This is a genomic window from Pseudooceanicola sp. NS-SX9, from assembly GCF_057380705.1.
Genome location: NZ_JBXXRN010000009.1, coordinates 61674 through 86727, shown reverse-complemented (window position 1 = coordinate 86727; position 25054 = coordinate 61674). Strand labels below are relative to the sequence as shown.

The 25054-nt window shown below is 63.7% G+C and carries 23 protein-coding genes and 1 pseudogene; 14 read left to right on the top strand and 10 right to left on the bottom strand.

The genetic code is table 11. The features are described from left to right. The 6 genes from AC2ITM_RS25335 to AC2ITM_RS25310 all read right to left on the bottom strand — a co-directional run bounded on the left by AC2ITM_RS25335 (window position 1) and on the right by AC2ITM_RS25310 (window position 4674). The gene (locus AC2ITM_RS25335; protein WP_486471018.1) at window positions 1-717 is read right to left on the bottom strand and encodes a type IV secretion system protein; all 717 of its coding nucleotides are present in this window, start codon (window positions 715-717) and stop codon (window positions 1-3) included. Beyond that, window positions 714-3068, bottom strand: coding sequence for a VirB4 family type IV secretion/conjugal transfer ATPase (locus AC2ITM_RS25330; RefSeq protein WP_486471017.1), 2355 nt, complete (start codon window positions 3066-3068; stop codon window positions 714-716). The genes AC2ITM_RS25335 and AC2ITM_RS25330 overlap by 4 nt, the downstream gene beginning before the upstream one ends. Next, window positions 3068-3397 (bottom strand): VirB3 family type IV secretion system protein, encoded by a 330-nt coding sequence (locus tag AC2ITM_RS25325; protein ID WP_486471016.1) that lies wholly within the window; start codon window positions 3395-3397, stop codon window positions 3068-3070. Before AC2ITM_RS25325 ends, AC2ITM_RS25330 begins: the two co-directional genes overlap by 1 nt. 19 nt (window positions 3398-3416) lie before the next feature. Next, window positions 3417-3704, bottom strand: a complete 288-nt coding sequence (locus tag AC2ITM_RS25320; protein ID WP_486471015.1) for a TrbC/VirB2 family protein — start codon at window positions 3702-3704, stop codon at window positions 3417-3419. Window positions 3705-3716: 12 nt separating this feature from the next. Next, window positions 3717-4289, bottom strand: a complete 573-nt coding sequence (locus AC2ITM_RS25315; protein WP_486471014.1) for a lytic transglycosylase domain-containing protein — start codon at window positions 4287-4289, stop codon at window positions 3717-3719. Window positions 4290-4404: 115 nt separating this feature from the next. Beyond that, window positions 4405-4674 carry a hypothetical protein gene (locus AC2ITM_RS25310; protein ID WP_211785601.1) on the bottom strand — a complete coding sequence of 90 codons (270 nt, stop codon included), beginning with the start codon at window positions 4672-4674 and terminating at the stop codon, window positions 4405-4407. 705 nt (window positions 4675-5379) lie between these two features. On the opposite strand from AC2ITM_RS25310, the gene AC2ITM_RS25305 reads away from it, so the two are divergent. The 9 genes and pseudogenes from AC2ITM_RS25305 (at window position 5380) to kdsA (ending at window position 14661) form a co-directional block, all read left to right on the top strand. After that, window positions 5380-5727, top strand: coding sequence for a hypothetical protein (locus AC2ITM_RS25305; protein ID WP_486471013.1), 348 nt, complete (start codon window positions 5380-5382; stop codon window positions 5725-5727). Between the two features lie 289 nt (window positions 5728-6016). After that, a complete protein-coding gene (repC, locus tag AC2ITM_RS25300) occupies window positions 6017-7246 on the top strand; it encodes a replication initiation protein RepC (RefSeq protein WP_486471012.1) in 1230 nt (409 codons plus the stop codon). Beyond that, window positions 7243-7611, top strand: a complete 369-nt coding sequence (locus AC2ITM_RS25295) for a hypothetical protein (RefSeq protein WP_486471011.1) — start codon at window positions 7243-7245, stop codon at window positions 7609-7611. The genes repC and AC2ITM_RS25295 overlap by 4 nt, the downstream gene beginning before the upstream one ends. A 321-nt stretch (window positions 7612-7932) precedes the next feature. Beyond that, window positions 7933-8088 (top strand): annotated as a pseudogene (locus AC2ITM_RS25290) (IS66 family transposase); the annotation flags it as partial. A 932-nt stretch (window positions 8089-9020) separates the two neighbouring features. Further along, the gene (locus AC2ITM_RS25285) at window positions 9021-11282 is read left to right on the top strand and encodes a capsular polysaccharide export protein, LipB/KpsS family (protein ID WP_486471010.1); all 2262 of its coding nucleotides are present in this window, start codon (window positions 9021-9023) and stop codon (window positions 11280-11282) included. A gap of 32 nt (window positions 11283-11314) precedes the next feature. Further along, a complete protein-coding gene (locus tag AC2ITM_RS25280) occupies window positions 11315-11932 on the top strand; it encodes a CatB-related O-acetyltransferase (protein WP_486471009.1) in 618 nt (205 codons plus the stop codon). Window positions 11933-12042: 110 nt separating this feature from the next. After that, a complete protein-coding gene (locus tag AC2ITM_RS25275) occupies window positions 12043-13029 on the top strand; it encodes a KpsF/GutQ family sugar-phosphate isomerase (RefSeq protein WP_486471008.1) in 987 nt (328 codons plus the stop codon). A gap of 21 nt (window positions 13030-13050) precedes the next feature. Beyond that, window positions 13051-13842: a 3-deoxy-manno-octulosonate cytidylyltransferase gene (locus tag AC2ITM_RS25270; protein WP_486471007.1), complete on the top strand. Its 792-nt coding sequence runs from the start codon at window positions 13051-13053 to the stop codon at window positions 13840-13842. 3 nt (window positions 13843-13845) lie between these two features. Then, window positions 13846-14661: a 3-deoxy-8-phosphooctulonate synthase gene (gene kdsA / locus AC2ITM_RS25265; protein ID WP_486471006.1), complete on the top strand. Its 816-nt coding sequence runs from the start codon at window positions 13846-13848 to the stop codon at window positions 14659-14661. 179 nt (window positions 14662-14840) lie between these two features. On the opposite strand, the gene AC2ITM_RS25260 is transcribed toward kdsA, so the two are convergent. From AC2ITM_RS25260 to AC2ITM_RS25250, 3 genes are all read right to left on the bottom strand, one after another. Then, window positions 14841-15398 carry an NUDIX domain-containing protein gene (locus AC2ITM_RS25260; RefSeq protein WP_486471005.1) on the bottom strand — a complete coding sequence of 186 codons (558 nt, stop codon included), beginning with the start codon at window positions 15396-15398 and terminating at the stop codon, window positions 14841-14843. A gap of 78 nt (window positions 15399-15476) precedes the next feature. Next, on the bottom strand, window positions 15477-16712 hold the full coding sequence (locus AC2ITM_RS25255; RefSeq protein ID WP_486471004.1) for a DUF1501 domain-containing protein: 1236 nt from the start codon (window positions 16710-16712) through the stop codon (window positions 15477-15479). Window positions 16713-16723: 11 nt separating this feature from the next. Next, window positions 16724-18124: a DUF1800 domain-containing protein gene (locus tag AC2ITM_RS25250; RefSeq protein WP_486471003.1), complete on the bottom strand. Its 1401-nt coding sequence runs from the start codon at window positions 18122-18124 to the stop codon at window positions 16724-16726. Window positions 18125-18736: 612 nt separating this feature from the next. On the opposite strand from AC2ITM_RS25250, the gene galE reads away from it, so the two are divergent. The 5 genes from galE to rfbA all read left to right on the top strand — a co-directional run bounded on the left by galE (window position 18737) and on the right by rfbA (window position 23320). Next, on the top strand, window positions 18737-19720 hold the full coding sequence (galE, locus tag AC2ITM_RS25245) for a UDP-glucose 4-epimerase GalE (RefSeq protein WP_486471002.1): 984 nt from the start codon (window positions 18737-18739) through the stop codon (window positions 19718-19720). A gap of 117 nt (window positions 19721-19837) precedes the next feature. After that, window positions 19838-20407, top strand: a complete 570-nt coding sequence (gene rfbC, locus AC2ITM_RS25240; RefSeq protein ID WP_486471001.1) for a dTDP-4-dehydrorhamnose 3,5-epimerase — start codon at window positions 19838-19840, stop codon at window positions 20405-20407. After that, window positions 20404-21474 carry a dTDP-glucose 4,6-dehydratase gene (gene rfbB, locus AC2ITM_RS25235; RefSeq protein ID WP_486471000.1) on the top strand — a complete coding sequence of 357 codons (1071 nt, stop codon included), beginning with the start codon at window positions 20404-20406 and terminating at the stop codon, window positions 21472-21474. The genes rfbC and rfbB overlap by 4 nt, the downstream gene beginning before the upstream one ends. Then, entirely contained in the window at window positions 21471-22358 is an 888-nt protein-coding gene (rfbD, locus tag AC2ITM_RS25230) for a dTDP-4-dehydrorhamnose reductase (RefSeq protein WP_486470999.1), read from the top strand. The genes rfbB and rfbD overlap by 4 nt, the downstream gene beginning before the upstream one ends. 26 nt (window positions 22359-22384) lie before the next feature. Then, entirely contained in the window at window positions 22385-23320 is a 936-nt protein-coding gene (gene rfbA, locus AC2ITM_RS25225; protein ID WP_486470998.1) for a glucose-1-phosphate thymidylyltransferase RfbA, read from the top strand. A 343-nt stretch (window positions 23321-23663) separates the two neighbouring features. Here rfbA and AC2ITM_RS25220 read toward each other — a convergent pair whose 3' ends face one another. Beyond that, entirely contained in the window at window positions 23664-25025 is a 1362-nt protein-coding gene (locus AC2ITM_RS25220) for a polysaccharide biosynthesis/export family protein (protein WP_486470997.1), read from the bottom strand. Window positions 25026-25054 lie beyond the last annotated feature (29 nt).

Genomic DNA, 25054 nt, shown 5'->3' with positions numbered 1-25054 from the left:
TCAGAAGCTGTCGTCGCCGTAGATGCTGGTGAAGGCCGCGCTTTCCTTGGCGCGGCGCTGTGCGGCGACTTCGGTCTGGCGCTGCTCTTCCACCTTGGCTTGGGCCTGCTGGAGCATGGCGAGGCCCTGAATGCGGTTGGTGTCGTTCTGGAGCATGGCTTGTTCCACCGCGATGCGGGCGTTCAGCGCGTCCACCTCCTTCTGGGTGGAGACGGTGCCGATCTTGCTGCGCAGTTGCTCAAGCCCTGCCAGCCGGTCATCGGAGAGCGACACGATCCGATCCCCGACAGCGGTGTCGCGGGCCGACTGGTTGCGGATGCGGTCTAGTTCGCTCTGGTAGAAATCATCGGCGTCGATATTGGCCCCGTCCAGCGCGGAGAAGTTGGCCGCGTCCTGCGCCTTGCCTGCCAGATCACCGAGGTCATCGAGGTCAATGTCGAAGTCGCTGGCGATCTGCATGGCATCCGGCCCGAGAAGTTCTCGGACATCGGGCGAATTCAGAGCGCTGACGATGGAGTCCATGTCCGTCAGGCCGTTGATCGAGGCATAGAGCGCCTTGGCCTGTTCCAACTCTTCGACCATCTGGGCGATTTCCTTGACGAACTCGGCCTTGGCGTTGGCGATGGCCGCCGTGTCGACCACAGGTACGCCCTGAGCATGGGCCGTGGTCGAGAGGGACAGCGCCAGCGCAGCGGCGGGCATGGAGAGCCTTGTCATCGGAGGTCCTTCCTTTTCTTGAACAGGCGGGGGAGCCAGTCTTTCGGGGCCGGGTGGTCCCGCATCAGCGCGTGCATGATGGCGTTGGTGGCGGTGCGGCCCGACAGGACGGTCAGCACGTCATCGAGGCCTGACAGATTGAGGTCGCAGACCACCGAGTTGTGCGCCTGCTTGATGAGGAAATGGCCGAGGGGCAGCTCGTCGCGCACAATCTGGAACTCCCGATCGGACAGGCCGAATTCGTCGACCAGGTCCTTGCGGCTGGCGCGGTCGGAGCCGAAGAAGATCTGGCTGGCACATTGCTCGATGATCGTGCGGGCAATCGGGCTGTTCACCACGTCAGATGCCGACTGCGTCCCGGCCACGATGATGCCGTTCTGCTTACGGATAACCTTGAGCTTGTTCTTCACGAAGTCCGAGAAGTAGGGATCGGACAGGGCTTTCCAGAATTCGTCGATGAAGATCGCGATGCGCTGTCCGGTGATCAGGTTTTCGACCCGGCGCATGAGATACATCATGATCGGGTTGCGGATTTCCGGATCGTCTAGGAAGGCGGTGATGTCGAAGCCCACGAGGTCGGCGTCAAAGGCAATGGTGTCTTCGGAATTGTCGAAGACCCAGCCGAGCCGTTCGTTGCTGAGCCAGCGATCCAGCCGGTTGCCGATGTCTTCCGCGCCGCCGCCGAAGCCCAGCAACTCGCGCAGGGCGGAGACGGTGCGGCCAGTGCGTGGCAGGTTGGACAGGCCCGTGACGGCCATCTCGATCCGCCGGATATCCTCGGCTGAGAAGGTGGCGCGCTCGCCGCCCAGCATGGATTTGACCAGTTCGACCATGAAGGCTTGGCCGTTGGCATCAAGCTCGATCGCCATGAACGGCGCGCAGCCGGTCGGGTGACCGGATTGAAAATCGAGATAGGAGCCGCCCGAGGCGCGTACGAAGATCTCGGCCCCGTAATCCTTGTCGAAGAGGACGCGCTTCGTCCCGAACTTTTCCAGCTGCGACAGCAGGAAGGTCTGCACCACCGTCTTGCCGGAGCCGGATGGGCCGCAGATGAAGGTGTGGCCCAGATCGCCGACATGGAAATTGAAATAGAAGGGGCTTCCGGCGCTGGTCTGGAGCTTGCTGACCGCATCGCCCCATTCGTTTCCGTGCCGGTAGCCGGTCGGGTAATTGTGCAGCGGCGACATGGCCGTGTAGTTGCGGCTGGTCACCATCGCGACCCGTGCCCGGTGCGCGTGGTTGCCGGGAAGTTGCGCCCAGAATTGCGGCTCAAGCCCCATGTCCTCGCGGGCGACGACAGCACCGGATTCCGACAGCAGGTTATGCGCATCTGCGGCGCGGGCTTTCAGCTCCTTCACATCATCGGTCAGGACCGTCAGGGACAGGTTATGCTCGCCCATCACGAACGCGCCCGACATCAGATCGTCGCGGGCGTCGCGCAGCCCGTCCGCCTGGGACACGGCAGGGTCATTCGCGTTGCGCAGCCGCCCTTCCTTGAGAGTCATCTGGCGCATGGCCTCGTTCTTCGCGGTGCAGCGAAAGGACTGCGTCAGGACGAAGCGAAAGGGGGCCGTCAGCAGGTTGTCGAACATGTTCGGGCGGGTGCGGGCGTGGTATTCCTTGATGCCGAACATCGCGCCATAGGTGCTGGCGGCGGCATGGCGGATTTCCAGCGCCTCCCGCCCGAAGATCACCCTGTCGGTGTAGATCGCATTGCCGATGGTCCCGTGAACCAGCGGGACCGGCTCATACCGGCCAGAGATCAATTGCTTCAGGACGCTGGCAGGCTCGGAGATCAACAGGTCGCGGTGGTCCCGGATGATCGAGAGCTTCCGGGGCCGGAAGCGGCTGAGGCTGCGGGTCAGCTGCGTGGTCTTGTCGTCGAGATCGTCCAGAAGATCCTGGTCCACCTCGATCTGGCTGGTGCGGGCACGACGGACACCCTTTGCCAGCCGACCACCGGGCAGACTGCGGGGCTGCATGTAGACGGTCAGATACAGATCGTTCCGGAACAGGCGCTTGGCCTCGATGCGGCTGCGATAGCTCTCGTCGATCCAGCGGGCGAGGTTGGTGATGAAGGTGCCAGACGGATAGTCGTCATCGGTGGCCCGGACCACATGGACATAGGCCATGACGGTGTCGTCGGCGATGTTGCGCAGGGCATGGCTAAGCTGGTTGTGCAGCGTGTTGATGAGCTGGGTATCCGCCGTGCGGAAGGAGACGCCCTCAAGCTTCAGCATCTGGAAGGCACCCCGGTTGCGCGTGATGATCGTGTGCGCGTCCGAATGGCGGATGAAGGGAAGGTAGCGGTCTGCCGTGTTCTCCGTCTTGATCTTGCCCGTCAGGCCCATCAGTCGATCTCCTCGATCTTGTAGAGGCGGCGCAGACGCAGGGGGGATGTCGATGATCCCCCCCAAAGGCTCCGGTTCCGGCACCGGGCATTTGTGTCCAGCCAGCGAAACAGGATTTGGAAAGCGTTCTGATCGCGCTCGACGATCAGGCGAGAGACGCCGAGCAGGGGGATCGCAATGGGCAGGTAGAAGATCGAGTCCGCGGCGATCATCGCCAGCCCGCTGATGCCGCAGCACATGGCAAAGGCTTCGACAGGGATGCCGAAGATCATCGCCGGGCGCGTGAGGGCGAGGAACAGCACGTCCTCGTTCATCTTAACCTTGTCCATTCGGTGCCCTCCCTGCCGGTCAGCCGGAGATCATGCTCAGGACTTCGGCGGTCGCGTAGATCAACACGATGCCGCCAACGGCCCAGGCGGCACGGCGCAGGTCGACGAAGTTGAAGAGCCAGCCCGCGCCGATGAACATCAGGGCGATCAGGGCAATGGGCTGCTTGGCGCTTTCAAACTCGTCGAGGATGTTGTTCAAAAAGTCGGTGAAGCCTGCGGCAGCGGCGGGCTGTGCCGCTGCGGTCAGGACCGCAGCCAGGAACATCGGGGCGCCGATGCTCCGGTGGCGGGTCAGAAACTTCTTCATGGTTGCGTCCTTCTATTGGAAAACCAAGGCGTTCGATCCGGTGGCCGCGCCGAACACGTCCCATCGTTTCGCGCTGTCCTTGTCGTCGCTCAGGGAGGGTGACCGCTTTTCTATCGAGGGGGCGGTCACGGACCCCTCTCCCAGCACGCGGGCCACATAGCCGTTGTGGAAACCACGCGTGAAAGAGCCGGTGTTGTAGGAGGAAAGTGCCTTATGCAGGGCCTGTGTCCGGTCTGCTCCGGCATCGCGCGCCCGGTCATAGCCGTCGCGCAGCACCGTTTCCGCCGCCGTCAGATTGCGGCAGGCATCGAACACCGTGGCTGGCGTCAGCCCGAGCCAGGACAGGTTAGCGCTGTTGATCTGCCCGAGCCCCATGTCGATGGACTTGCCCTCGGCGATCAGGCGGGCGGCGATCTGCGCGGCTTCCTCGGCGGAGCGCGGCGCATAGGATGCCAGATCCGGGCCGTTCACGCCGATGGCGAACGGGTTGAAGCCACTCTCGGCGGCGACGAGCTTTTCCATGATGGAGGGGGCGACACCGGGCGCGCAGTTTTCAACGACGGCCCGGAACGCGGTGGCATTCATGGGCTCAGCCTGCGCGAGGCGCGCTGAGCCGACGGTGAATGCTGAAAGGATCGAGAGGGAGAGGAGGGAACCGCGGACCGGTCGGAGGATCAGCCAGCGCGCAGCGCCGAGGCGATCACTCGGTGTCTTCGTCTTGTCCAGATTTCGGGGCAGGTACCCAAACGCCTTCGGCGTCAGGGAAGATGCGCATGTGGAAGCTGACCAGCGCGTCGGAAGACTTGAAGACGCGGGCTTCACCAGTCTTCGAGGAAATGACCGGGCTGGCCGCGCCGTTCGACTGAACCGCCCAGAGCTCCCAGTTCCATCCTTTTGGGGTGTGAATCGGGCGGTAGTCGAGCTTGCCACCCTTCTCAAGGAAGTTCTGCACTGCATCAGTCGTAATCACGCGTGGGTTCCACATTGGCTGACACCTGTCGTTGGGAATTTCTGGACAGGTGCTGCGTATCCTTGAAACACGACTTTTTTCAACGTTAAAGCCTAAATTTGAAAAAAGCGCCAAACAACAAAAAATCGCCTATAAGTATGAATGGCGCGATATATGAATTTAGATTATTTGACAAACGGCGCTTCTTCTGTAAACTTGGCGTCAAATTTTGTGATTTGGCGCTATTCCTGGCAGACTCCGCTATAGGATGATCACCTCACTGTGACCATGGCGCGAGCGGGACACCGGCGGGGACATGCTGATCGAAGATACGAGGGGGCAGAGGCCTTGATCCAGGATGGACATGCGATGCGGCGAGCTGCCGCGACTGCCTTGGCCTGTGCGGGGCTGTCCTTGGCGGCTCCCTCGGCTGCGCAAGCTTATCAGGTTGACTGTGCGATCCTGATCTGTCTGGCGGGAGGTTGGCCCGGCAGCACCGAATGCAACGAAGCGCGATCCCTCTTCATCAGCAGGATCACGCCTTGGCCGGTGGAGCCTCCGTTGCAGATCTGGAACTGTCCCTTGGGCGTGTCCTACCGCTCACCGCAGGGCCAGAGCACTCTGCCGCTTCTGCGTGAAGCTGCCAGCGCGCCCGTGTCTTCGGCTCCGCAGCCATTCTCTGCCGTCTTGGCGGAGCTGCCTCTGCCGACGACCAAGAAGGATGAGATGCTGGCCCTGATCGCGGACTACGCCGATGACAACGGCGTGGCCGACATCGACATCAGCGGGGCTGAGTATGACTTCGTCCGCTCCATCCGCGTCTACAACGTCGAATATGCCCGGCAGCGAGAAAGCGGTGATGGTGACTGCCGCCGGAGTGAGAAGGTCCGCGTCGGCACCTATGGCGTGCAGGGCGACTTCAGCTGGTCCATTAGTTCGGTGACGTCCCTGCCGGACGTGTTCGAGGGTCTCGCCGGTTGGGGCGAGGGTTGCCCGAGCCTCTACCGGAGGGCCGTCTTCATCGATTGGACCGACTACCAGGGCAACTATGGGTTCGAGCAGGTGGATTACTGATCACCGTAGGTGTCGGCATCGCCGATGCTTAGTACGCCAAGGGCGCAAGAATGCGGCTACGAAAGCCGTGACGAAGTGGAGCAGTAAGAACTTTAGAAATTAAAACCCCCGCGAAGGCGGCAACCTTCCACGGGGGCTGAGGGACTCAGGGCCGGCAAGCCCGAAATCATCCGTAATCGTGATTCAGCCTATCAGCTTCCCAACCTTGCAGGCAAGTCAAAACGCATTTGTGCGACCTGTCGACGTTTGCCTGCCGCCGCCTCGCTTCAAACGAACGAGGATCGAACAGATGCAAATATCTCAGGCCTTGCCTGTCCAACGGCGTGAGGCCGGCAAACCAATGCTTCCACACGGCATGGAGCGCGACGGCTTTGTCGCCCTTGTCGATGCGGTAGCGTCCAGCCTTGGCATAGGTGCCGCCGCGATAATGACCTTTCGCACCATGATCGCGTCGACAAGGCCAAGCGCGTTCAAGCGCGGTGCAGAGGAACCATGCTGCTATCTCAGCCAAAGCGAGATCGCGCATAAGCGTGGCGTGACGGCCTGTCGTATCCGGCAACACGAGGCGGCGCTTGTGCGCGCGGGGCTCATCGAAAAGCGGACGATGGCCAATGGTGCGCGGTCCGGCTTTTGCGGTTGTGGTGTCTTCTTTGGCATCGCGATCTCACGCGTCGACGAGTTTCTGTCGATGCGCGACGAGATCGAGGCCGATCGCAGGGCACATGCCCGTCTGCGGGGGCAACGGAGTTCGCACAAGCGGCACCTGAAAGGTATCCTGTGCGAGTTAGTCGAGCGTCATGGGCCGCCAGCCGAGGTCGAGCGCATCCATCAGACGGTCGCGAATTGGCCGTCAGGCCAGGCGCTTCACCGGATGTCGCTCGAAGAGCTTCAGAACCATGAGGCTGAAGCCGAAGCGCTGACAATTTACGCGTCAAACTTGCTGCATGAAACACCTGATCGACCGCTCGAAAACGAGCGCTCTCATATACAAGATACAACTCAAGATTCTAACGAGGTAATCTGTAACGACCCTGTCGATATGCGGAGCATGGGCAAGCCCACGCACTCGGTTACTGATAGGCCGCAGCCAAACGGCCGCGTCCATTGCTTAGATAAGCAGGATGGGGCGGCCAGCGAGGCGCACAAGTCCAAATTCATTCAGAACCTGGACAGTGATCGTCTATATGGCCTCTGTTCCGAAGAGATGAAGATCTGGCTCGACATCGAGCGCCAGAAGCGGGGCAGGCTGGATTTCCATGCCTTCGTGATCGCCGCGCAGAAACGTCTGCCTGAGCTGGGCATCCACCCGTCTGCCTGGGAGGAAGCCGTGAGCCTTCTGGATGAGGATGCAGCGATGCTTTGCGTGCTGATCACTGATGCGAAGGTTGCCGATCCTGAGGTCACCATCCTTTCCGCCGGAGCCTATCTGCGCGGGATGGTGCGGGCGCAGCGGACCAGTTCTTTGAACATCATGGGAAGCCTGATCGGGCTGAATGAACGGAGCAGGAGGCGCCAATGAAACCGCTTACCTTATCAGCTGCCATGCTGGCGGTCCTCACTGCTCCTGGGTCGGCCCAAGAACTGTGTATCGAGCCCATCAGGCCAGAGTCCGCGTATCTTCTAGATGCGGGGTTTTCCGGTGCCGAGGTCCGGGCAGAGTTTCGGCGCTACTTCAGCGAGGTCGAGGACTACCTGAACTGCCTGAACGAAACCTCAGGTCGGATCAGGGATGATGCGCGAGCTGCTGCCTATGACTACCAGCACGTTCTGGACACGACGGAACCTGGCCGAGCCAATCGGGAGGCTGATGAATTTCAGCCCCCAAGTGTCGAGATGAAAGACACCGGGGAGCTGTACTTGGATGACCGACCGAGTACGCCGTGATGGCACACAAAGGCAGGCAAGGCGACACGTGGGTTTGCTTGGTTGATTTGTCCGAAAGGGGCTCGCCTAACGGACGCATTGTAGCCTTTGCATCAATCCTTGTGTCGTTTTGCACAAATAAGTTCAGCAGCCTTGCACAGCGGGTCCAGTGTGGCTTGTGATGAGCAGGGAACAGTGTGTGTTCATCGTACGCCTCCGGGGAGGCTTGCAATTACCCAAAAGTGTCTGGCGGCGATGTTGCGAGACGGGCGCCTTCAACGAGATCGGCGAAGCGGGAAGAGCCACGCCAGATTACCTTCGTCCCGGTGGTGCGTCGGAAGCGCGGTCAAGCGCCTGCACGGCGACGACAGCACGGTCCCTCTCCTGGCGAAGGGCGGGACGTAGACAGCGCGGCTCTGGACCTATGTCAGAGATGACGGGCCCTTTGCCGACGGGGCGCCACTAGCCGCGTTGTTCCACTTCTCGCGCGACAGGGAAATGGCCCAGGCCCCCAGGGTTTTCGGGGTAAGAAACCGCGTGTCAGAATCTTCCGGAAGACCTGTGATATACAGGGAAACGACCGTCCACGGGATGTCTTTACGCTATGCTCAGGGGGCGAAATCGCGCCCCGGATTCCTCTGAAAGGCCTGTCCGATTGCTGTGTGGAATGGCCCTAAACAGGTCGGTTTCGGAGGAAACCTGCACTGTTCAGGGCCATCAAAAGGACCGTTTGCGCGCTTTCAGGGGCCGCGCTTGCAGGTGGAGCTTCGAAAGCAGAATTCACACATGACCACAGAGAACGGCGCATCGCCTTGGCGCCGGACTGGCACTGAATGGGGCAGGAAGGGCCTATTTTCGCCCCTCGCTTGCATCCCGGCAAGGCGCCTTCGGAGCCTCGACCACGCTGTGCAGGATGTCTCTCTCCACGTTCTGGGCGGGACAGAAAGTGCATGAATCCTCCCGCCGGTCGCAGCGCGCGCCAGCGTCGGGACTGCAGGGCTGATCCAGGCTTGCACAAGCTGCGGGATCTGCCCCGGGCGCCCCGCTTCGGAGGGACTGGGCGCGCTGGCGGCACGGGGCAGCGGCCGCTTGCCGATCCTGCCGAGGAGAAGGGCATTTGTGGCAGGAAAACCTGCCTTCTACTGCTGAAATCCGCCGTTTCTGCCCGGAAATCCGGCTGTGGACCGGCGGAATTTCTCTGCCTGCGCGGGCCGTGTTGCCTGGGCGATTGGGGTGTGTATAAGCGCCGCCAGCCAGGGCCCGGGACCGGACGCCGCCCGCCTCCTGGCTGTCGCTGGGGCAGGTGTGTGGCCGGGAATGCGCCGGGACCGGCCATTGCCGTTGCCTTCCGCCGGCCCGGGCTGCAGAACCGGTATATCACGGCGCTCCTGGGTTCGCAGGACGGCCCTTCGACAATGGAACTTGCAGGCATGATCACGATCATTATCCCCCTCCGTCTGTCTGACGACCGCCTCTACGATGAGGTCGAGCGGATCGAGCGGATCCTAGCGCTGCTGCCGGCCGAGCTGTTCCAGGTGATGATCGTCGATTACGGCACCGGCCCCGCCCGCCGCCCCGAGCTGGACGCGCTGGCCGCCCGCCATGACGCGCTGCGCATCCACCGCGTCGAGGCCGAGGGCCCCTTCAGCATCGGCCATGCCCGCGACATCGGCGTCCAGCAGTGCCGCACGCCGGTCTTCATGTTCCACGACATCGATTTCCTGTGCTCGACGCAGATGTACCGCCGCATCCATGCCGAGGCGGGATTCCGCAACCTTGCCGTCCAGGCCTATGACCATTTCACCGTGCCGACGGTCTTCCTGACCCGCGCCGCCACCGAGCGCTACCTGGCCTCGATCGAGGCGGGCGATTTCGATCCCGAACGCTGGGTCCATGTCGAGGCCAGCCGCAAGAACGTCGAGATGGTGCAGCATTTCGCCATGGGCTCTTCGGCGCTGGTGATGAACCGCTACAGCTACCTGTGTCTGGGCGGCCATGACCGCAGCTTTGTCGGCCACGGCGCCGAGGATTTCGAGCTGTACCACCGGCTGGGCGCCCGCGCGCCGATCTATCCGCGCCCCGGCGACTACTATACCAACAAGCCGGATTTCTTCGGCTCCTACTCGGGGTTCAGGGCCTATTTCGCGCTGTTCGGCCAGGATGTCTGGGGCCGCGGCATGCTGATGGCGCATCTGGAACACCCCCGGCGCGAGCTGACCGATGCCTCCTACCGCCGCTCGCGCGAGAACTTCCGCCTGCTCGACGAGCGGATGAAGGATTTCGACCGCAAGCGTTTTGTCATCGACCCGCTGCAGGACCCCGAGGTCACCGAGCGCACCCTGCTGCTGGTGCAGCCGCGCACCCAGCCCGCCGCCGCGATGCGGATGCTGATCCCCGCCCTGGGCGACAGCGTCATGCTGAGCGAGCATGATTTTTCCTCGGGCAGCCATGTGGTCGACTATGCCCGCAAGCACGGCATCACCCGCGCCGTCACCCTGACGCCCTATGGCAACGAGAAGCGGCTGGAGCTTTACACCGCCCTGCGCGCCGCCGGCATCCCCACCATGGCCTTTGATCGCGGCGCGCTGCCCGACAGCTGGTTCCTGGATGATGGCGGCTTCCTGGCCAGCAGCCCCCGCTACGCCCCCGAGGCCTGGGACCGCCCGCTGGACGCGCCCCAGGAGGCGCGCATCGACGACTGGATTTCCCGCTACCTGGCCGAACCCGCCACGCTGGAGGCCAACGGCGCCCCGCGCGGCGCCGCCTACTGGCGCAACCGCCTGGCCACCGGCCCCAAGAAGGTGATCTTCGTGGCCTTCCAGCGCCCCTCGGACGTGGCGACGACGCGCTTTGCCGGCCCCGTGGGATCGGCCCAGGGCTTTGACGACTGGATCCGCGAACTGGCCGCCACCATCGACCCGGCGGAATACCAGATCATCGCCAAGACCCACCCGCTGGAGGCCTCGCACGAGGAGATCGAGGGCGTCACCATCGTCCCCGCCGATGCCAATATCTACGACCTGCTGGACCTGGCCGATGTCACCGTGGTGATCAATTCGGGCGTGGGTCTGCTGTCGATGATCCACGGCACCCCGACGGTGGTCTGCGGCGACAGCTTCTATTGCCATCCGGGGCTTGCGGTGCAGGCGGCCTCGGCCCCCGAACTGCTGGCCCGCGTCACCGAGGCCACCGCGCCCGATCACACCACCCTCAAGCGCTACCTGCATTACCTCGTCTACGAATTCTACAGCTTCGGCACCGCCTTCTATTCCGAGATCGGCGCGGGCGGCTCCAGCCGGCGCATCGTCAACACGATCTTCTTCCGCCGCATCTCGGTGCCGGGGCAGAAGGTGCTGGAACTGGGCCGGCCGCTGGCAGCGGTCGACCGGGGCTCCTATGCGATGCTGATCACCGGGCGGCGGCGGCAGAATGCGGCAAAGCCCGCGGCGGCAGCAGCCAACCCGGGCCTGCCCGGCGCCGCCGCGCCCGAGGTCCGTTCGGCCTTCCAGGACTGGCCGCGCGGCAAGAAGCGGCTTTACGGGCTGTTTTGCACCCTCAGCACGCCGATGCAGACGCCGCACAGCCGGGTGAAGATGCGCGACAATCCCATCGGCTTCCTGTCGGCGGCCAAGAACCCGGTCAACCGCATGGCGGGGCGCTATTTCCTGGAACCGGCGCAACGCAGCTACTGACCCCGCAGGCCTGACATCAGAAGGACGCCCGGATGAGCTCGACCATCGCCAAATCAGCCAAGGTCGCGCCGGATGCGCAGATCGAGGCGCCGATCCACGTCGGCCCCGGCTGCCTGGTGCTGGCGCGCGCCGTCGGGCGCTACACCTTCATCAACAGCAATACGCTGATCTATCAGCATGTGCGCATCGGCCGGTTCGTCTCGATCGCGCGGGACTGCCATATCGGCGGGGCCGAGCACCCGCTGGAGAACCTGACCACCAGCTTCTTCCGGGTGTCGCGCAACTGGTTCCCGGATGACGATCTGGCGCAGACCCTGCCGCGGGTGCCCAACACCAACCGGCGCGACGCGCCCGAGGGCGGCCGGATCGACATCGGCCATGACGTCTGGATCGGTGCCAAGAGCGTGATCATGGGCGGCGTCAGCATCGGCAACGGTGCGGTGGTGGGGGCGGGCGCGATCGTGACGCGCGACGTGCCGCCCTATGCGATCGTGGCGGGCAACCCGGCGCGGCTGATCCGCTACCGCTTCCCGCCCGAGGTCATCGCCGCCCTGCAGGAGCTGGCGTGGTGGGACCGCGACATGGATCTGATCGGCCGGCTGCCCTTTGATCGGGTAGAGGCCTGCATCGAGATGCTGCGCGCGCCCTGATCCCCTATATATCCCGTTCCGGGTGGCGGTGCCGCGCCGGATCAAGGCCCCGGGGTGACGCGCCGCCGTTCCGGGGGTAAACAGACATGAGACAAGAAGTGAGTGCAGGAATGAACAGGACGATCGCCCCCGAGGCCCCCGCCGCGCAGGAAGCGGCGCTGGCGCAGATGGCGCGGGTGCTCAGGACCGAGGCCGAGGCCCTCCAGCTGATGGAAACCATGCTGGGTGCCCCGCATCTGAAGGCGCTGGAGATCCTGCTGAAGGCCGCGGGACGGGTGATCGTCTCGGGCGTCGGCAAGTCGGGCCATGTCGGGCGCAAGATCGCGGCGACGCTGGCCTCGACCGGCACGCCCGCGCAATTCGTCCACCCGACCGAGGCCAGCCATGGCGATCTGGGCATGGTGACCAGCCATGACGTGGTGCTGGCGATCTCGAATTCCGGCGAGACGACGGAACTGGCCGACATCATCACCTATTCGCGCCGCTTCGACATTCCGCTGATCGCGATCACCCGCAGCGCGACCTCGACGCTGGGGCAGGCGGCCGATGTGACGCTGCTGCTGCCCGCCGCCCCCGAGGCCTGCCTGATCGGCGTGGCGCCCACCACCTCGACCACGGCGACGCTGGCGATGGGGGATGCGCTCGCCGTGGCGCTGATGCATCTGCGCGGCTTCGAACGCTCGGATTTCCAGATCTTCCACCCGGGTGGCAAGCTCGGGGCGCAGCTGATGAAGGTCGCGGCGCTGATGCACACCGGCGCCGACCTGCCGCTGGTGGCCCCCGACCTGCCGATGCGCGAGGGGCTGATCACCATGACCGCCAAGGGCTTTGGCCTGCTGGGCATCGAGGCGGACGGCAAGTTGGCCGGGATCATCACCGATGGCGACCTGCGGCGCCATATCGACGATCTGATGGACAGCACCGCCGGCACCGTCGCTACCGCCAATCCCAAGACCATCCGCTCTGATGCGCTGGCCTCGGAGGCGCTGAAGATCATGAACGACGCCAAGATCAGCGCGCTGTTCGTCACCGACGCGGAGGGCGCCCCGGTGGGCCTGATCCGCATCCACGACTGCCTGCGCGCCGGCGTCGCCTGAGACCCCTCTAGGAAAGATCCCATGGATACCGTCATCCTGATCCCCGCCCGCTATGCCTCGACCCGCTACCCCGGCAAGCCGCTTGTCGTGCTGGAAGGCGCCGATGGCCCGAAGACCCTGATCCAGCGCAGCTGGGAGGCGGCGAAAGCCGTCCCCGAGGCCGACGCGGTCTATGTCTGCACCGATGACGAGCGCATCGCCGAGGCCGCCCGTGCCTTCGGCGCCGATGTCATCATGACCTCCGAGGAATGCCGCAATGGCACCGAACGCTGCGCCGATGCGCTGGCGAAGGCCGGTCTGGACCCCGCGCTGGTGGTCAACCTGCAGGGCGATGCGCCGCTGACGCCCTCGTGGTTCCTCTCGGAGCTGATCGCGGCAATGAAGGCCGACGAGGGGCTGGATGCCGCCACGCCCGTCCTGCGCTGCGACCCCGAGACGCTGGCGATGTTCCTGGAAGACCGCCGCAACGGCCGCGTGGGCGGCACCACCGCCGTCTTCACCGTGAAGAACGACGCGCTCTACTTCTCCAAGGAAGTGATCCCCTATACCGGCGGCAAGACCTTTGCCGCGGGCGAGGTGCCGGTGTTCCACCATGTCGGCGTCTATGCCTATCGCCCCCGCGCACTGGCCGCCTATGGCAGCTGGCCGGAAGGCACGCTGGAAAAGCTGGAAGGGCTGGAACAGCTGCGCTTCCTGGAAAACGGCGCGCGTCTGAAATGCGTAGAGGTCGAGGGCCGCGGCCGGGTGTTCTGGGAGCTGAACAACCCCGAGGACGTCGCCCGCATTGAATCCATCCTGAAGAAAGAGGCCTGAGCCATGTCCGTCAAAGTCGGCGAGATCGAGATTTCCAACGACCTGCCCTTCGCGCTTCTGGCCGGCCCCTGCCAGCTGGAAAGCCTGGACCATGCCCGGATGCTGGCCGAAAAGATCGGCGAAGAAGCTGCCAAGCGCAACATCGGCTTCGTCTTCAAGGCCAGCTACGACAAGGCGAACCGGTCTTCGCTGTCCGGCAAGCGCGGCCTGGGCATCGAGAAGGGTCTTGAGATCCTCAACACCATCCGCGAGGAATTCGGCTGCCCGGTGGTGACCGATGTCCACGACATCCCCCAGGTGCAGCGCGCGGCCGAAGTGGTCGACATCCTGCAGATCCCGGCCTTCCTGTGCCGCCAGACCGATCTGCTGATCGCCGCCGGTGAAACCGGCAAGGCGGTCAACATCAAGAAGGGCCAGTTCCTGGCGCCCTGGGACATGAAGAACGTCGCCGACAAGGTGGCCTCGACCGGCAATGACAAGATCATGCTGTGCGAGCGCGGCACGACCTTCGGCTATAACGCCCTGGTCAGCGACTTCCGTGGCCTGCCGACGATGGCGGCCATGGGCTATCCGGTGGTCTTCGACGCGACCCATTCGGTGCAGCAGCCCGGCGGCCTGGGCGGATCGACCGGAGGTCAGCGCGAATTCGTCCCCGTGCTGGCGCGTGCCGCCGTGGCGGTGGGCTGTGCGGCGCTGTTCATGGAAGTCCATGAAGATCCCGACAACGCGCCCTCGGATGGCCCCAACATGCTGCACCTGTCGGAACTGGGCGGCGTGCTGGACACGCTGGTGGCGCTGGACCGCGTGGTCAAGGGCTGAAGACTCTCGGGGCAGAGAGCGGGCAGGGGGGCGCTGCCCCCCATCTCCTGCGGAGACTCCCCCCGGGATATTTGGAACAAGAAAATGAGAAGGGCGGGCCGGGTTTCCGGCGCGCCCTTTCGCTTTCATCTTTCCGGCAAATACGGCCGCCGGAGGCACGGCCCGCAGGGCCGTATCGTTCAGCCCAAGCTGTCCAGGCGGCCCTGCATCGCCAGCAAGCCGAAGACCGAGAGCGTCGTGCCGTCCATCAGGCGGCCATCGGCGATCATGGCGCGGATCTCGGGCAGGGTGAAGGCGCCGGTTTCCATGTCGCTCTCGGTGATTTCGCGTTCGGTTTCCGCCAGGGTGAGGCCGGTGGCGAGATAGGCATGGAAGCTTTGCGTCGACAGGCCCGGTGCCTGAAACAGGCGGCCGATCAGGTCGAGATGTGCGGCGAGGAAGCCGGTTTCCTCTTTCAGTTCCCCCCGGGCGACGTCTTCGGGGGCGGCATCGGGGCGGTTGGGCCAGGCGCCCTGGGGGATTTCCCAGGTCCGGGTGCCCACGGCATAACGGTACTGGCTGACCAAATGGATACGGCCCTGGTCGTCCAGCGGGATAACCGCGACGAAATCGGGTTTTTCGACCACGCCAAAGATGCTTTTGTGGCCATTCGGGAAGGTCACATCGTCCTCGCGGACCTTCAGCCAAGGGGTCTGGTAGGCGATGCGGGTGGCGTCCTGGGTGATCCGGCCCTTCATGGCAAGTCTCCTGCTGTTGCTGCAGCGCAGAGAACCGGCTCCGGCATGGATTGGCAAGGCATTGTGCCTGCGGGGGCGCTAGAGAAGCAGGCTGGACTTGCCCTCCATCTGCAGGCCGGGGAAGACTGCGTTCTGCAGGGTGGCGCGGTCCAGACCGAACATCCCCTGCATCACGAAGGCGGCCTGTTCGCGCACGTCCGAGGTGGGCAGGAGGTCTCGCCTTTCATAAAGATCAGCCTCTGTCAGGCCGGGCCATGTCCCATGGGCCTTGCCGCCGCGCAGGGCACCACCGGCAAACAGCAGCGTGCTGGCGGTTCCATGGTCCGTACCACCTGTTCCGTTTTCCCAGACCGTGCGGCCGAATTCGGTCATGGCCAGAACGGCAGTGCGATCCCAGACCGGCCCGAGTTCTTTCTTCAGGGTGGTGATGACACCAGCAAGCGCGCTCAGCGGGGGGGTCATCCCGGTGCGCTGCTGGGCATGCGTGTCCCAGTCGTTGATCGAGAAGGTGGCGATGCGGCTGTCGCCCTTGAGCTTGTCAGCAGCATAGGCGGCCAGGGCCTCGTAGCCGCTGGACTGGCTGACACCGGCAGCAGATTTCGTCAGGTCACTGATCGCCTGCTGACGTGTCATCATCCCGGCATTCTGCATTGCGGCGTTTTGGGCCGTATTCGTTTCTCCGGCCAGGATTAGCGCCTGCTGCAAGGCATCGCGGAACAGCGGATCATCGTGGGAAACCTCTCCAAGCAGCCGGCCGGCATGGGGGCTGACGGTGAGCGTCGTGTCGGGGGACCAGCTCGAGACCGGGGCGGCACCGGTGGCCACCAGCATCCTGGTATGTCCGATCACATAGGTCGTCTCTGCCTGGATGCCCGGCACCGTCTGCAGCATCCGGTTGAGCCAGCCATCCCGGATGTTGTCGTGGTTCACTGTGCCCGCTTCCAGGATGTCCTGGCCGTCGAAATGGCTGCGCTTGTCCCGGTAAGGGGTGGAAACGGCGTTCACGATGCCGAATTCTCCGGTCTTCCAGAGCGGGGCAAGGGGCTTCAGCGCGGGGTGCAATTCGTAGTATCCATCCAGCGGGATGCCGCCAGCAGCGGCCCCGACGCGGTCTGGGCGCCACTTGGCGAAATCCGGATCGCCCACCGGGCGGACGGCATCCAGGCCATCCATCGCGCCGCGCAGGATCAGGATGACCAGCCGGTTGTCCCAGGGGGCAGAGGCGAAGCTGACGGGGGTCATCAGCGGGCTGGCGGCCAAGGTACAGCCGATTGCGGCAGAGCGGACAAGAAAAGTACGGCGTGACAGGGTCATGAAGGTCTCCTTCACAGTCTCTGGAAATCGGGAGAAGACAGGACGATGGCTACACCTTCCTCCCTGTTGGCCGAGGCACCGGCGGCCCAGCTGACCTTTTCAGAAGCCAAGGGACCGAAGGCAGTTTTGACCAGATTGCGGGCGTCGGGCAGGTTGGGATGCAGGGCCACCGGGGCGTTGAGCGCCCATTGCAGGCGTGCGGCGTAGCGTTGCGCGGTGATCCAGACCGCATCCGTTTCGGGCCAGCCATCCGGGCCGATCGGATGTTCCCATTCCTGGCCCATCAATTCCAGCGGATCCGCGAAGTAGCGGCGGATCAGCTTGGGATCCAGCTTGGCCAGATGCGTGCCGGAAATCCCCATGGCCCGGCAGGAACTGCCGATGTAATCGATGGGCCATTTCACCTTGCCCTGCAGCGGATCCTTCCAAGCATCCGGATGTTCCAGCATGGCGTGATAGACCTCGTCCAGCTTGCCACCGGTACTGGTGAACCGAGCGCTCATGTGGTCGACTAGGTCTTGGCTTGGAGTGGGCGACACGAAGTGCACGGCCAGTTTACTGGCAATGTGGCGCGCCGTATCCGGTTGGATAGCCAGGTCGCGGATCGCGCTTTCGACCTCGGCCAGGTTGGCGGTCTTGCCCGGCTTGCCGTAGGTCTGCCCCAGGACCGTCATCTGGCCGGGTTCAGCGAAATTGGCATTGAAGTAGAACTTGCCGTTCCGTGGATCGAAGGTCATGCCCGTCAGCAGGCGTGCCATCTGTTGGACATCTTGCTGGCTGTAGGAGGCGTTCACTCCCAGCGTGTGTAGCTCCATCAGCTCTCGCCCAAGGTTCTCGTTCACGCCGCTGGTCTTGAAATTGTTCTTGGCGGCGGCGGAATCGGGCCCGATGGAGAGCCTCTGGTTCAGGGCCTCCAGCATCATTGGCTGTTTCATCACGGCGACCGTCAGATCGGCGAAAGTGCCGCTCAGATTGGGTCGGATGGCTTCCTCGGCGAAGGGAGAAGTGCCGTAAGCGTAAAGGCCGTAGAGATTCGTGGTGGTAAAATGGTCGGTCCAGAACTGGGCCAGGCGCTCCCGGAAGCCATCGGTGGTTTCGCACCGGCGCGAGATGTTCTGACGCAGCCAGCGCATCTGGTCTCCTTCGGCATCGACGGCCATGGCCTTGAACTGGCGCTGGTAGCTGTGCCGTTCGTCATCGCTCTTGGCGGCTTCGCGCTTGATACGCAGATCCTTGTACTGCGACAGGCGCAGGCCGTACGCGCTCCATGTTTCGATCGGATAACGCGTGGCGATCACGTCGGGACCGTTCAGCCTGTCTATCGTGTCATCGACCGAGGTCGGCCCGGAATGGTTCGGGGATAGGCCGCAGCCAAAGCGGATATCAGCTATCTGGGGAGAAAATGCCGTCACGTAAGTCTCCTCTTCGAAACCTTTCTGCAGTGTAGCATCTTTCCGAACGATGAGGAGGTGAGCGCACGTTTTTCTGCAACTGCAATGGCGGGAATTGGCCGTCTGGCGTCGCGGCCGCGGCGAAACTACGCCGAGCAAATATAGCTACATAACCAGGATTATATATGTGATTGGATTTGGAAAAATCGAAGAGAATTTCTCTTCTAAAACAATCCCTTTTCAAGAGTAACTCCGCTTCGCTCCTCAGGAGATTCACTAAGGTTTGATAGATGTAGTTTGCCTGGCAGCATGTAATATCCTGGGTGAGAGAAGGGCGGAGCAAAGCCATGTCTTGTGGTGGGGCCGGGCATAGCCTGCCCTCTGAAAGAGAGGGCCGTCAGCCGCCGGTTTGTGGGCGGCTGCTCAAGATACGCCTGGGGTGGTCAACGGCGATGCAGTATTCCATACATCTACCATGGGGACGCCGCAGCTGGCTGGAATATTGGTTGTGCCTACTAAAGATGGCGTACCGATTTTAGATGCAAACGACATTGCCCGAGGCGTTGTGATCCGTTTGGGATCCTCCCCGCTGACCTGGCCAAGAAATTTTGGAATATATGGAGTAGAATAACGATGCAGAATGTCCTGGTCACCGGTGGTGCGGGTTACATCGGTTCCCATGCCTGCAAGGCACTGAAGGCCGCAGGCTTCACCCCGGTCACCTATGACAGCCTGGTCACTGGCTGGCAGGATGCGGTCAAGTTCGGCCCCTTCGAGCAGGGCGACCTGATGAACCGCGCCCACTTGGACGAGGTCTTCGCGACATACCAGCCCGTCGCTGTCATGCATTTCGCGGCCCTGTCCCAGGTTGGCGAAAGCATGAAGGAGCCGGGCCTCTACTGGCGTCAGAACGTCATGGGATCGCTGACCCTGATCGAGGCTGCGGTGGCAGCGGGCATCAAGCATTTTGTCTTTTCCTCGACTTGCGCCACCTATGGCGAACAGGACAACGTGGTGCTGGATGAAAACAGTGTTCAGCAGCCGATCAACGCTTATGGTGCCTCGAAGCGCGCGATCGAGGACATCCTCGACAACTTCGGCGCGGCCTACGGGCTGGAGCACGTGATCTTCCGCTACTTCAACGTAGCCGGCGCCGACCCCGAGGGCGAAATCGGCGAGCATCATCGCCCCGAAACCCACCTGATCCCGATCATGCTGGAGGCGATCGATGGCAAGCGCCCGGCCCTGACCATCTTTGGCACCGATTACGACACACCCGACGGTACCTGCATCCGCGACTATGTCCATGTCTGCGACCTGGTGGATGCCCATGTGCTTGGGCTGAAATGGCTGCAGGACGGCAAGGGATCCCGGGTCTTCAACCTCGGGACCGGATCGGGGTTCTCGGTGCGCGAGGTGATCGAGCAGTCGCGCGCCGTCACCAACCTGGCGGTGCCCTTCACCGAAGGCCCACGCCGCGCCGGCGACTGCACCAAGCTGGTGTCGGGTTCGACCCGGGCCGAGGCCGAGCTGGGCTGGACCCCGCACCGATCCCAGATGCAGCAGATGATCGGTGATGCTTGGCTGTGGCACCGCACCGGCCATTACGACAAGTAAGAAGGCCGGCAGACCGGCACTGCCAGCGGGCGCGGGAAAGTAGATATTAATCGTTTTCCGGCTTGTTTCTAGGACGTGAGGCGCGGGAGCGCGCTTCTGACTGCCGCTGGAGACACGATGCCGGACATCGCGAAAACCCCCCTGCCCGGGCTACTGGTCCTGACCCCGCGCCGTTATGCCGATGCCCGCGGTTTCTTCGAGGAAAGCTGGAACCAGGCCGCGCTGGCCCGGGCGGGCATCCAGACGGCCTTCGTGCAGGACAACCGCTCTTACTCGGTCGCGCCCAACACCGTGCGGGGGCTGCATTTTCAGGCGCCTCCCCTGGCCCAGGCCAAGCTGGTGCGCTGCGGGCGCGGCTGCATCTTCGATGTGGCGGTGGACCTGCGGCGCGGCTCGCCCACCTTCGGACACTGGCATGGCGTCGAGCTGAGCGAGGAAAACGGCCGCCAGCTGCTGATCCCCCAGGGCTTCGCCCATGGCTTCATCACCCGCGAGGCCGATTGCGAGGTCTGCTACAAGTGCTCGGCCGCCTATGATCCCGCGTCTGAGGGCACGATCCGCTGGGACGACCCGGACCTTGGCATCCGCTGGCGCCTGACCGGCCCGGCGGTGCTGTCGGAAAAGGATGCCGCCGCCCCGCCCCTTGCCGCCCTCGATACCCCCTTCGCATGGGAGGACGCCGCATGAAGCTGCTGATCACCGGGGGCGCGGGCTTCATCGGGTCCGCCGTCGCCCGCCAGGCGATGGAGGACGGCCATCACGTCGTGGTGCTGGACGCGCTGACCTATGCCGCCTGCCCGGCGAACCTTGCCCCCATCGCCGGCCTGCCCGGCTATGCGTTTGAGCGCGCCGACATCCGCGACCGCACCCTGCTGGAGCGCATCTTTGCCCGCCACAAGCCCGACGCGGTGCTGCATCTGGCGGCCGAAACCCATGTCGACCGCTCGATCGACGGGCCCGATGCCTTCGTCGATACCAACGTGACCGGCACCTTCTACCTGCTGGAGGCCGCGCGCAGCCACTGGCAGGGGCGTGGCCGGCCTGCGGGCTTTCGCTTCCTGCAGGTCTCCACGGACGAGGTCTGGGGCAGCCTGGGCCCCGAGGGGCATTTCACCGAAGACAGCCCCCAGGCGCCGAATTCCCCCTATGCGGCCTCGAAATCCGCCGCCGACCAGCTGGTGCGGGCCTGGGGGGCGACCTATGGCCTGCCGGTGCTGATCACCAATTGCTCAAACAACTACGGGCCGTACCACTTCCCGGAAAAGCTGATCCCGCTGGTGATCCTGAGGGCCCTCGCGGGCAAGCCGATCCCGGTCTACGGCGATGGCGCGCAGGTGCGCGACTGGCTTTATGTGGGCGATCACGCCCGGGCGCTGCTGACGGTGCTGGAACGCGGCCAGCCGGGGCGGCGCTATGCCATCGGCGGCCATGCCGAGGTGACGAACCTGGAGCTGGTGCAACGGATCTGCGCGCTGCTGGATGACCGGAGGCCGCGCACCCGCGCCCATGCCGGGCTGATCACCCATGTGGCCGACCGGCCGGGCCATGACCGCCGCTATGCGATCGACGCCAGCCGGATCCGCCGGGAACTGGGCTGGGCGCCCACGGTGACGCTGGAACAGGGGCTGGCGCGCACGGTGGACTGGTATCTCGACAATCCCGGCTGGTGGCGGGTGCTGCAGGCGCGCAGCGGCATGGGGATGCGCCTGGGCCTGGGCCCCGCCCCCCGCCCCGAGGGCGTGGTGCTGCAATGACCATCCTGGTGCTGGGCGCGCAGGGCCAGCTGGGACGAGAGCTGACGCGGCTTGGCCGCCAGCGCGTGCTGGCCCTGGGGCGCGCGGTCGCGGATCTGTCGGACCCCGAGGGCTGCGCCCGCCTGCTGCAGGACCTGGCGCGCAGCCGTCGGCTGACAGGGGTGATCAACGCCGCCGCCTGGACCGCCGTCGATGCCGCCGAAACCCAGGAGGACCAGGCCCGCATCGTCAATGCCCGCGCCCCCGACGCCCTGGCGCGTGCCGCAGCCGTGCTGGATCTGCCCTTCCTGCAACCCTCGACGGATTACGTCTTTGACGGGGCGGGCCGGGCGGCCTTCGCCCCGGAGGACCCGACCGGCCCGATCAATGCCTACGGGCGCAGCAAGCTCGCGGGGGAAGAGGCCGTGCGGGCCGCGGGCGGGGTGCATGTGGTGCTGCGCTGTTCCTGGGTGATTTCCGCCCATGGGCGCAATTTCGTCACCGCCATGCTGGGGGCTGCGGCGCGCGGGCATCTGCGGGTGGTGGCCGACCAGATCGGCGGCCCGACGCCCGCAGCGGATCTGGCGCGCGCCTGCCTGTCGATCCTCGATCAGCTGGCCGAGGACCCGGGGAAAAGCGGCACCTACCACTATGCCGGCGCCCCCGACACCAGCTGGGCCGACCTGGCCCGAGAGGTCTTCCGCCAGGCCAACCTGCCGGTGCAGGTACACGACATCCCCAGTGCCGACTGGCCGACACCGGCGCGCCGGCCGCTGAATTCGCGGCTGGATTGCCGCCGCACGGAACAGGTCTTCGGCCTGCCGCGCCCCGACTGGCGCGCGGGGCTGTCGGCGATCCTTGAACAGATACCGCCCGCGGCAGAACCCGGGCAGGCCAGGGCGTGACCCGCATGTCAGGAAAGGAACAGACCATGAGCCAGGTGACGACGGATCAGGGGCGTCAGCCCCGCAAGGGTATCGTGCTGGCGGGCGGCACCGGCAGCCGCCTCTGGCCGATTACGCTGGGAACCTCCAAACAGTTGCTGCCGCTCTACGACAAGCCGATGATCTACTATCCGATCTCAGTGTTAATGCTGGCTGGCATCCGGCATATCTGCCTGATCACCACTCCCGACGACCAGCCGCAGTTCCGTCGTCTGCTCGGTGATGGATCGCAATGGGGCCTATCGCTGCACTACATAGTTCAACCGCGTCCCGACGGGCTGGCCCAGGCTTACCTTTTGACTGAGGACTGGCTGGCTGGTGCCCCCTCTGCCATGGTGCTGGGTGACAACTTCTTCCATGGCGATGGGCTGACGACCCTTCTGGCACAGGCGGATGCACGTCCGGGCGGCACGGTCTTCGGCTATCGGGTTCGAGATCCCGAGCGTTACGGCGTCCTGGGATTTGATGTCACTGGGCGTGTCAGTTCGATTACAGAGAAGCCAAGCCACCCTGCCTCTCCCTTCGTGGTGACAGGTCTGTATTTTCTGGATGCAACAGCACCTGAACGGGCGCGCAGAGTGCGTCCCTCTGCTCGTGGGGAACTGGAGATCACCTCTCTGTTGGAAATGTATCTCTCCGATGGCCTGTTGGAAGTCCAGACGATGGGACGTGGCTATGCTTGGCTGGACACCGGCACGTACGATGCTCTTCTGGATGCTGGAAATTTCGTGCGTGCGCTAGAGAGTCGTCAGGACTTGCGCATCGGTTCTCCGGAAGAGATCGCCTTTGCGCGGGGCTGGATCTGCTCGGAAGAATTACAATACCAGGCTGCGCGTTTCCGACAGTCTGGTTATGGCGACAGGCTAAGTGCGATCTTGCAGCAGGCGTCTCCACTGGCAACGCTTGTTCGGACCGCTAGCTAGCCCGTCACTGGCTGTTGCGGTGCAGCTGGAAAAGTAGGCTGGTCGCACTGCGACGCGTGCAAGGGGCTCGCTTCACTATGCGGTTGTTGCAGGCGCCCGCAGCTTCGAGACGCCGTTGGAGCAGTGCCCTAAAATCGCCACTGTTGGAAACGGTAAGGGGTCATTCCGTCTCTAGGAACCTGATATGAGGCATTGCCCTTGGACGAGGCTCCACATGTCAGGCGACAGGGGACGGAATGGCCGCCGAGCAACAATCAGCAGGCTGAAACATTCCGGCCTGCTGCCATGTCAAAGGTATCTAGCCTGCCCAGACAGATGTTCTGGCTGGGCAGGCGGTGTGTCATCAGTCCTTCGCAATCGAAGCCGTGCCGGTGATCAGTGCCGGGGTGATCTGGTTCAGCACGCGGTTCCAACGGGTAATCGGCTGTTCTGCAATGAACACGATGTCATCTGGCCGCATCTGGAAGCGCGTGGCCAGCATGAGGTTGCTCGCGTTCTTGATGTTCAGGTTGTAGGCCGTGACTGAGCCGAAGTCGCGAGGGTCAGACGATCCCCGGAGCACATAAATTTGGCGGGCGTTGGCCGTGGTATTGGGAATGCCTCCATCGGAGAACAGCGCATCCGCCAGTGTGGCCTGCCGACCGTAAGGTAGGGTGAAGCGACCTTGCTTGCCGACTTCACCGGCCAGGTAGACGTAGTCGCGCTGGATCGCATCCTGCTCAACCTTTGCCTCATAGTTCGAGCGCGCCTCCTGCAGGGCGTCGCGCCGGATGGAGATTTCGCTGTTCAGTTGGTTGAGGGCTGCGATCCGAGCGCTTTGCTTGTAATTGGCCCGCGCGATCTGCTCTTCGAAGTAGGATTGAGCCAAGTTCAGGTTGTAGGCCGTGTCGATGAAGATGCTGTCCCCGTCGATCAGCCGGATCTTGGGCAGGCTCTTGTCTGAATAGAACCGCTTGAGCGGGATCTGGTACAGTTGACCGTTCCGGTAAAGCCGAATGGTCGCATAGTTCTGATCGACCACGGTCACGCCGCCGACAGCCGAAAGCGCCTCGTCCAGATAGAGCGGTGTCAAGGTGATCGGCACGACGGAGGGTTTTGCTACCGCGCCACCGATCGAGACCTTCTTGGAATTGAAGTCCGAGATCTCAAGGCTGAAGGTCGGGTCGATCTGGCTCTTGACCAAGCGCTGGAACAGCTCGGCCTCGGCCGCTTCCAGAGTCAGGCCGGCGATCTGGACACGGCCAACATTGGGAATGGCGATCGCGCCGTCATCCTGAACGGTGTAACCCTGCCGGGAATTTTGTGCGGCCAGGAGGCCGCTGAGCTGTTCTACCGTGTTGACCTGCGGCGTTGCCAGCAGGACGACATCGCCGATACCGATTTTGTAGGGGCCGGGATCGGCCGCAGGTGGCAGGCGCGTTTCCTGGGGAATGCGCTCATCCTTGTCGAAGACTGCAGAGGGCAGTTCATCGGGATGCACGTTAGCTTGGCCGGTTGTGCCAGCAGTCTGATCGAAGACAGAAGGCAGACCGCGTGGGGTATAGGGGGTCCGGTTGGCAATCAGGACCGCTTCCGGCGTCATCGGCACGACACGTACCTTGCTGTCTCCATTCGTGACTGAGCTTACGGAAGGTGTGTTGTAGACGATCCCGCAGCCGGACAAGGCCGCCAGTCCAAGGGACAGGGCAATAGTCGTTACGCGCATACTAGGAAGATCCCCTTGAAATCAGGTCT

What these genes read in the sequence shown, in the direction of transcription:
- AC2ITM_RS25315 (WP_486471014.1), bottom strand. Translation starts at nt 4,289, where the DNA reads ATGAATGCCACCGCGTTCCGGGCCGTCGTTGAAAACTGCGCGCCCGGT.
- repC (WP_486471012.1), top strand. Translation starts at nt 6,017, where the DNA reads ATGCAAATATCTCAGGCCTTGCCTGTCCAACGGCGTGAGGCCGGCAAA.
- rfbB (WP_486471000.1), top strand. Translation starts at nt 20,404, where the DNA reads ATGAAGCTGCTGATCACCGGGGGCGCGGGCTTCATCGGGTCCGCCGTC.
- AC2ITM_RS25335 (WP_486471018.1), bottom strand. Translation starts at nt 717, where the DNA reads ATGACAAGGCTCTCCATGCCCGCCGCTGCGCTGGCGCTGTCCCTCTCG.
- AC2ITM_RS25220 (WP_486470997.1), bottom strand. Translation starts at nt 25,025, where the DNA reads ATGCGCGTAACGACTATTGCCCTGTCCCTTGGACTGGCGGCCTTGTCC.
- AC2ITM_RS25295 (WP_486471011.1), top strand. Translation starts at nt 7,243, where the DNA reads ATGAAACCGCTTACCTTATCAGCTGCCATGCTGGCGGTCCTCACTGCT.
- AC2ITM_RS25285 (WP_486471010.1), top strand. Translation starts at nt 9,021, where the DNA reads ATGATCACGATCATTATCCCCCTCCGTCTGTCTGACGACCGCCTCTAC.
- AC2ITM_RS25305 (WP_486471013.1), top strand. Translation starts at nt 5,380, where the DNA reads ATGCTGGCCCTGATCGCGGACTACGCCGATGACAACGGCGTGGCCGAC.
- galE (WP_486471002.1), top strand. Translation starts at nt 18,737, where the DNA reads ATGCAGAATGTCCTGGTCACCGGTGGTGCGGGTTACATCGGTTCCCAT.
- AC2ITM_RS25255 (WP_486471004.1), bottom strand. Translation starts at nt 16,712, where the DNA reads ATGACCCTGTCACGCCGTACTTTTCTTGTCCGCTCTGCCGCAATCGGC.
- AC2ITM_RS25320 (WP_486471015.1), bottom strand. Translation starts at nt 3,704, where the DNA reads ATGAAGAAGTTTCTGACCCGCCACCGGAGCATCGGCGCCCCGATGTTC.
- AC2ITM_RS25275 (WP_486471008.1), top strand. Translation starts at nt 12,043, where the DNA reads ATGAACAGGACGATCGCCCCCGAGGCCCCCGCCGCGCAGGAAGCGGCG.
- AC2ITM_RS25325 (WP_486471016.1), bottom strand. Translation starts at nt 3,397, where the DNA reads ATGGACAAGGTTAAGATGAACGAGGACGTGCTGTTCCTCGCCCTCACG.
- kdsA (WP_486471006.1), top strand. Translation starts at nt 13,846, where the DNA reads ATGTCCGTCAAAGTCGGCGAGATCGAGATTTCCAACGACCTGCCCTTC.
- rfbA (WP_486470998.1), top strand. Translation starts at nt 22,385, where the DNA reads ATGAGCCAGGTGACGACGGATCAGGGGCGTCAGCCCCGCAAGGGTATC.
- rfbC (WP_486471001.1), top strand. Translation starts at nt 19,838, where the DNA reads ATGCCGGACATCGCGAAAACCCCCCTGCCCGGGCTACTGGTCCTGACC.
- rfbD (WP_486470999.1), top strand. Translation starts at nt 21,471, where the DNA reads ATGACCATCCTGGTGCTGGGCGCGCAGGGCCAGCTGGGACGAGAGCTG.
- AC2ITM_RS25260 (WP_486471005.1), bottom strand. Translation starts at nt 15,398, where the DNA reads ATGAAGGGCCGGATCACCCAGGACGCCACCCGCATCGCCTACCAGACC.
- AC2ITM_RS25280 (WP_486471009.1), top strand. Translation starts at nt 11,315, where the DNA reads ATGAGCTCGACCATCGCCAAATCAGCCAAGGTCGCGCCGGATGCGCAG.
- AC2ITM_RS25270 (WP_486471007.1), top strand. Translation starts at nt 13,051, where the DNA reads ATGGATACCGTCATCCTGATCCCCGCCCGCTATGCCTCGACCCGCTAC.
- AC2ITM_RS25330 (WP_486471017.1), bottom strand. Translation starts at nt 3,068, where the DNA reads ATGGGCCTGACGGGCAAGATCAAGACGGAGAACACGGCAGACCGCTAC.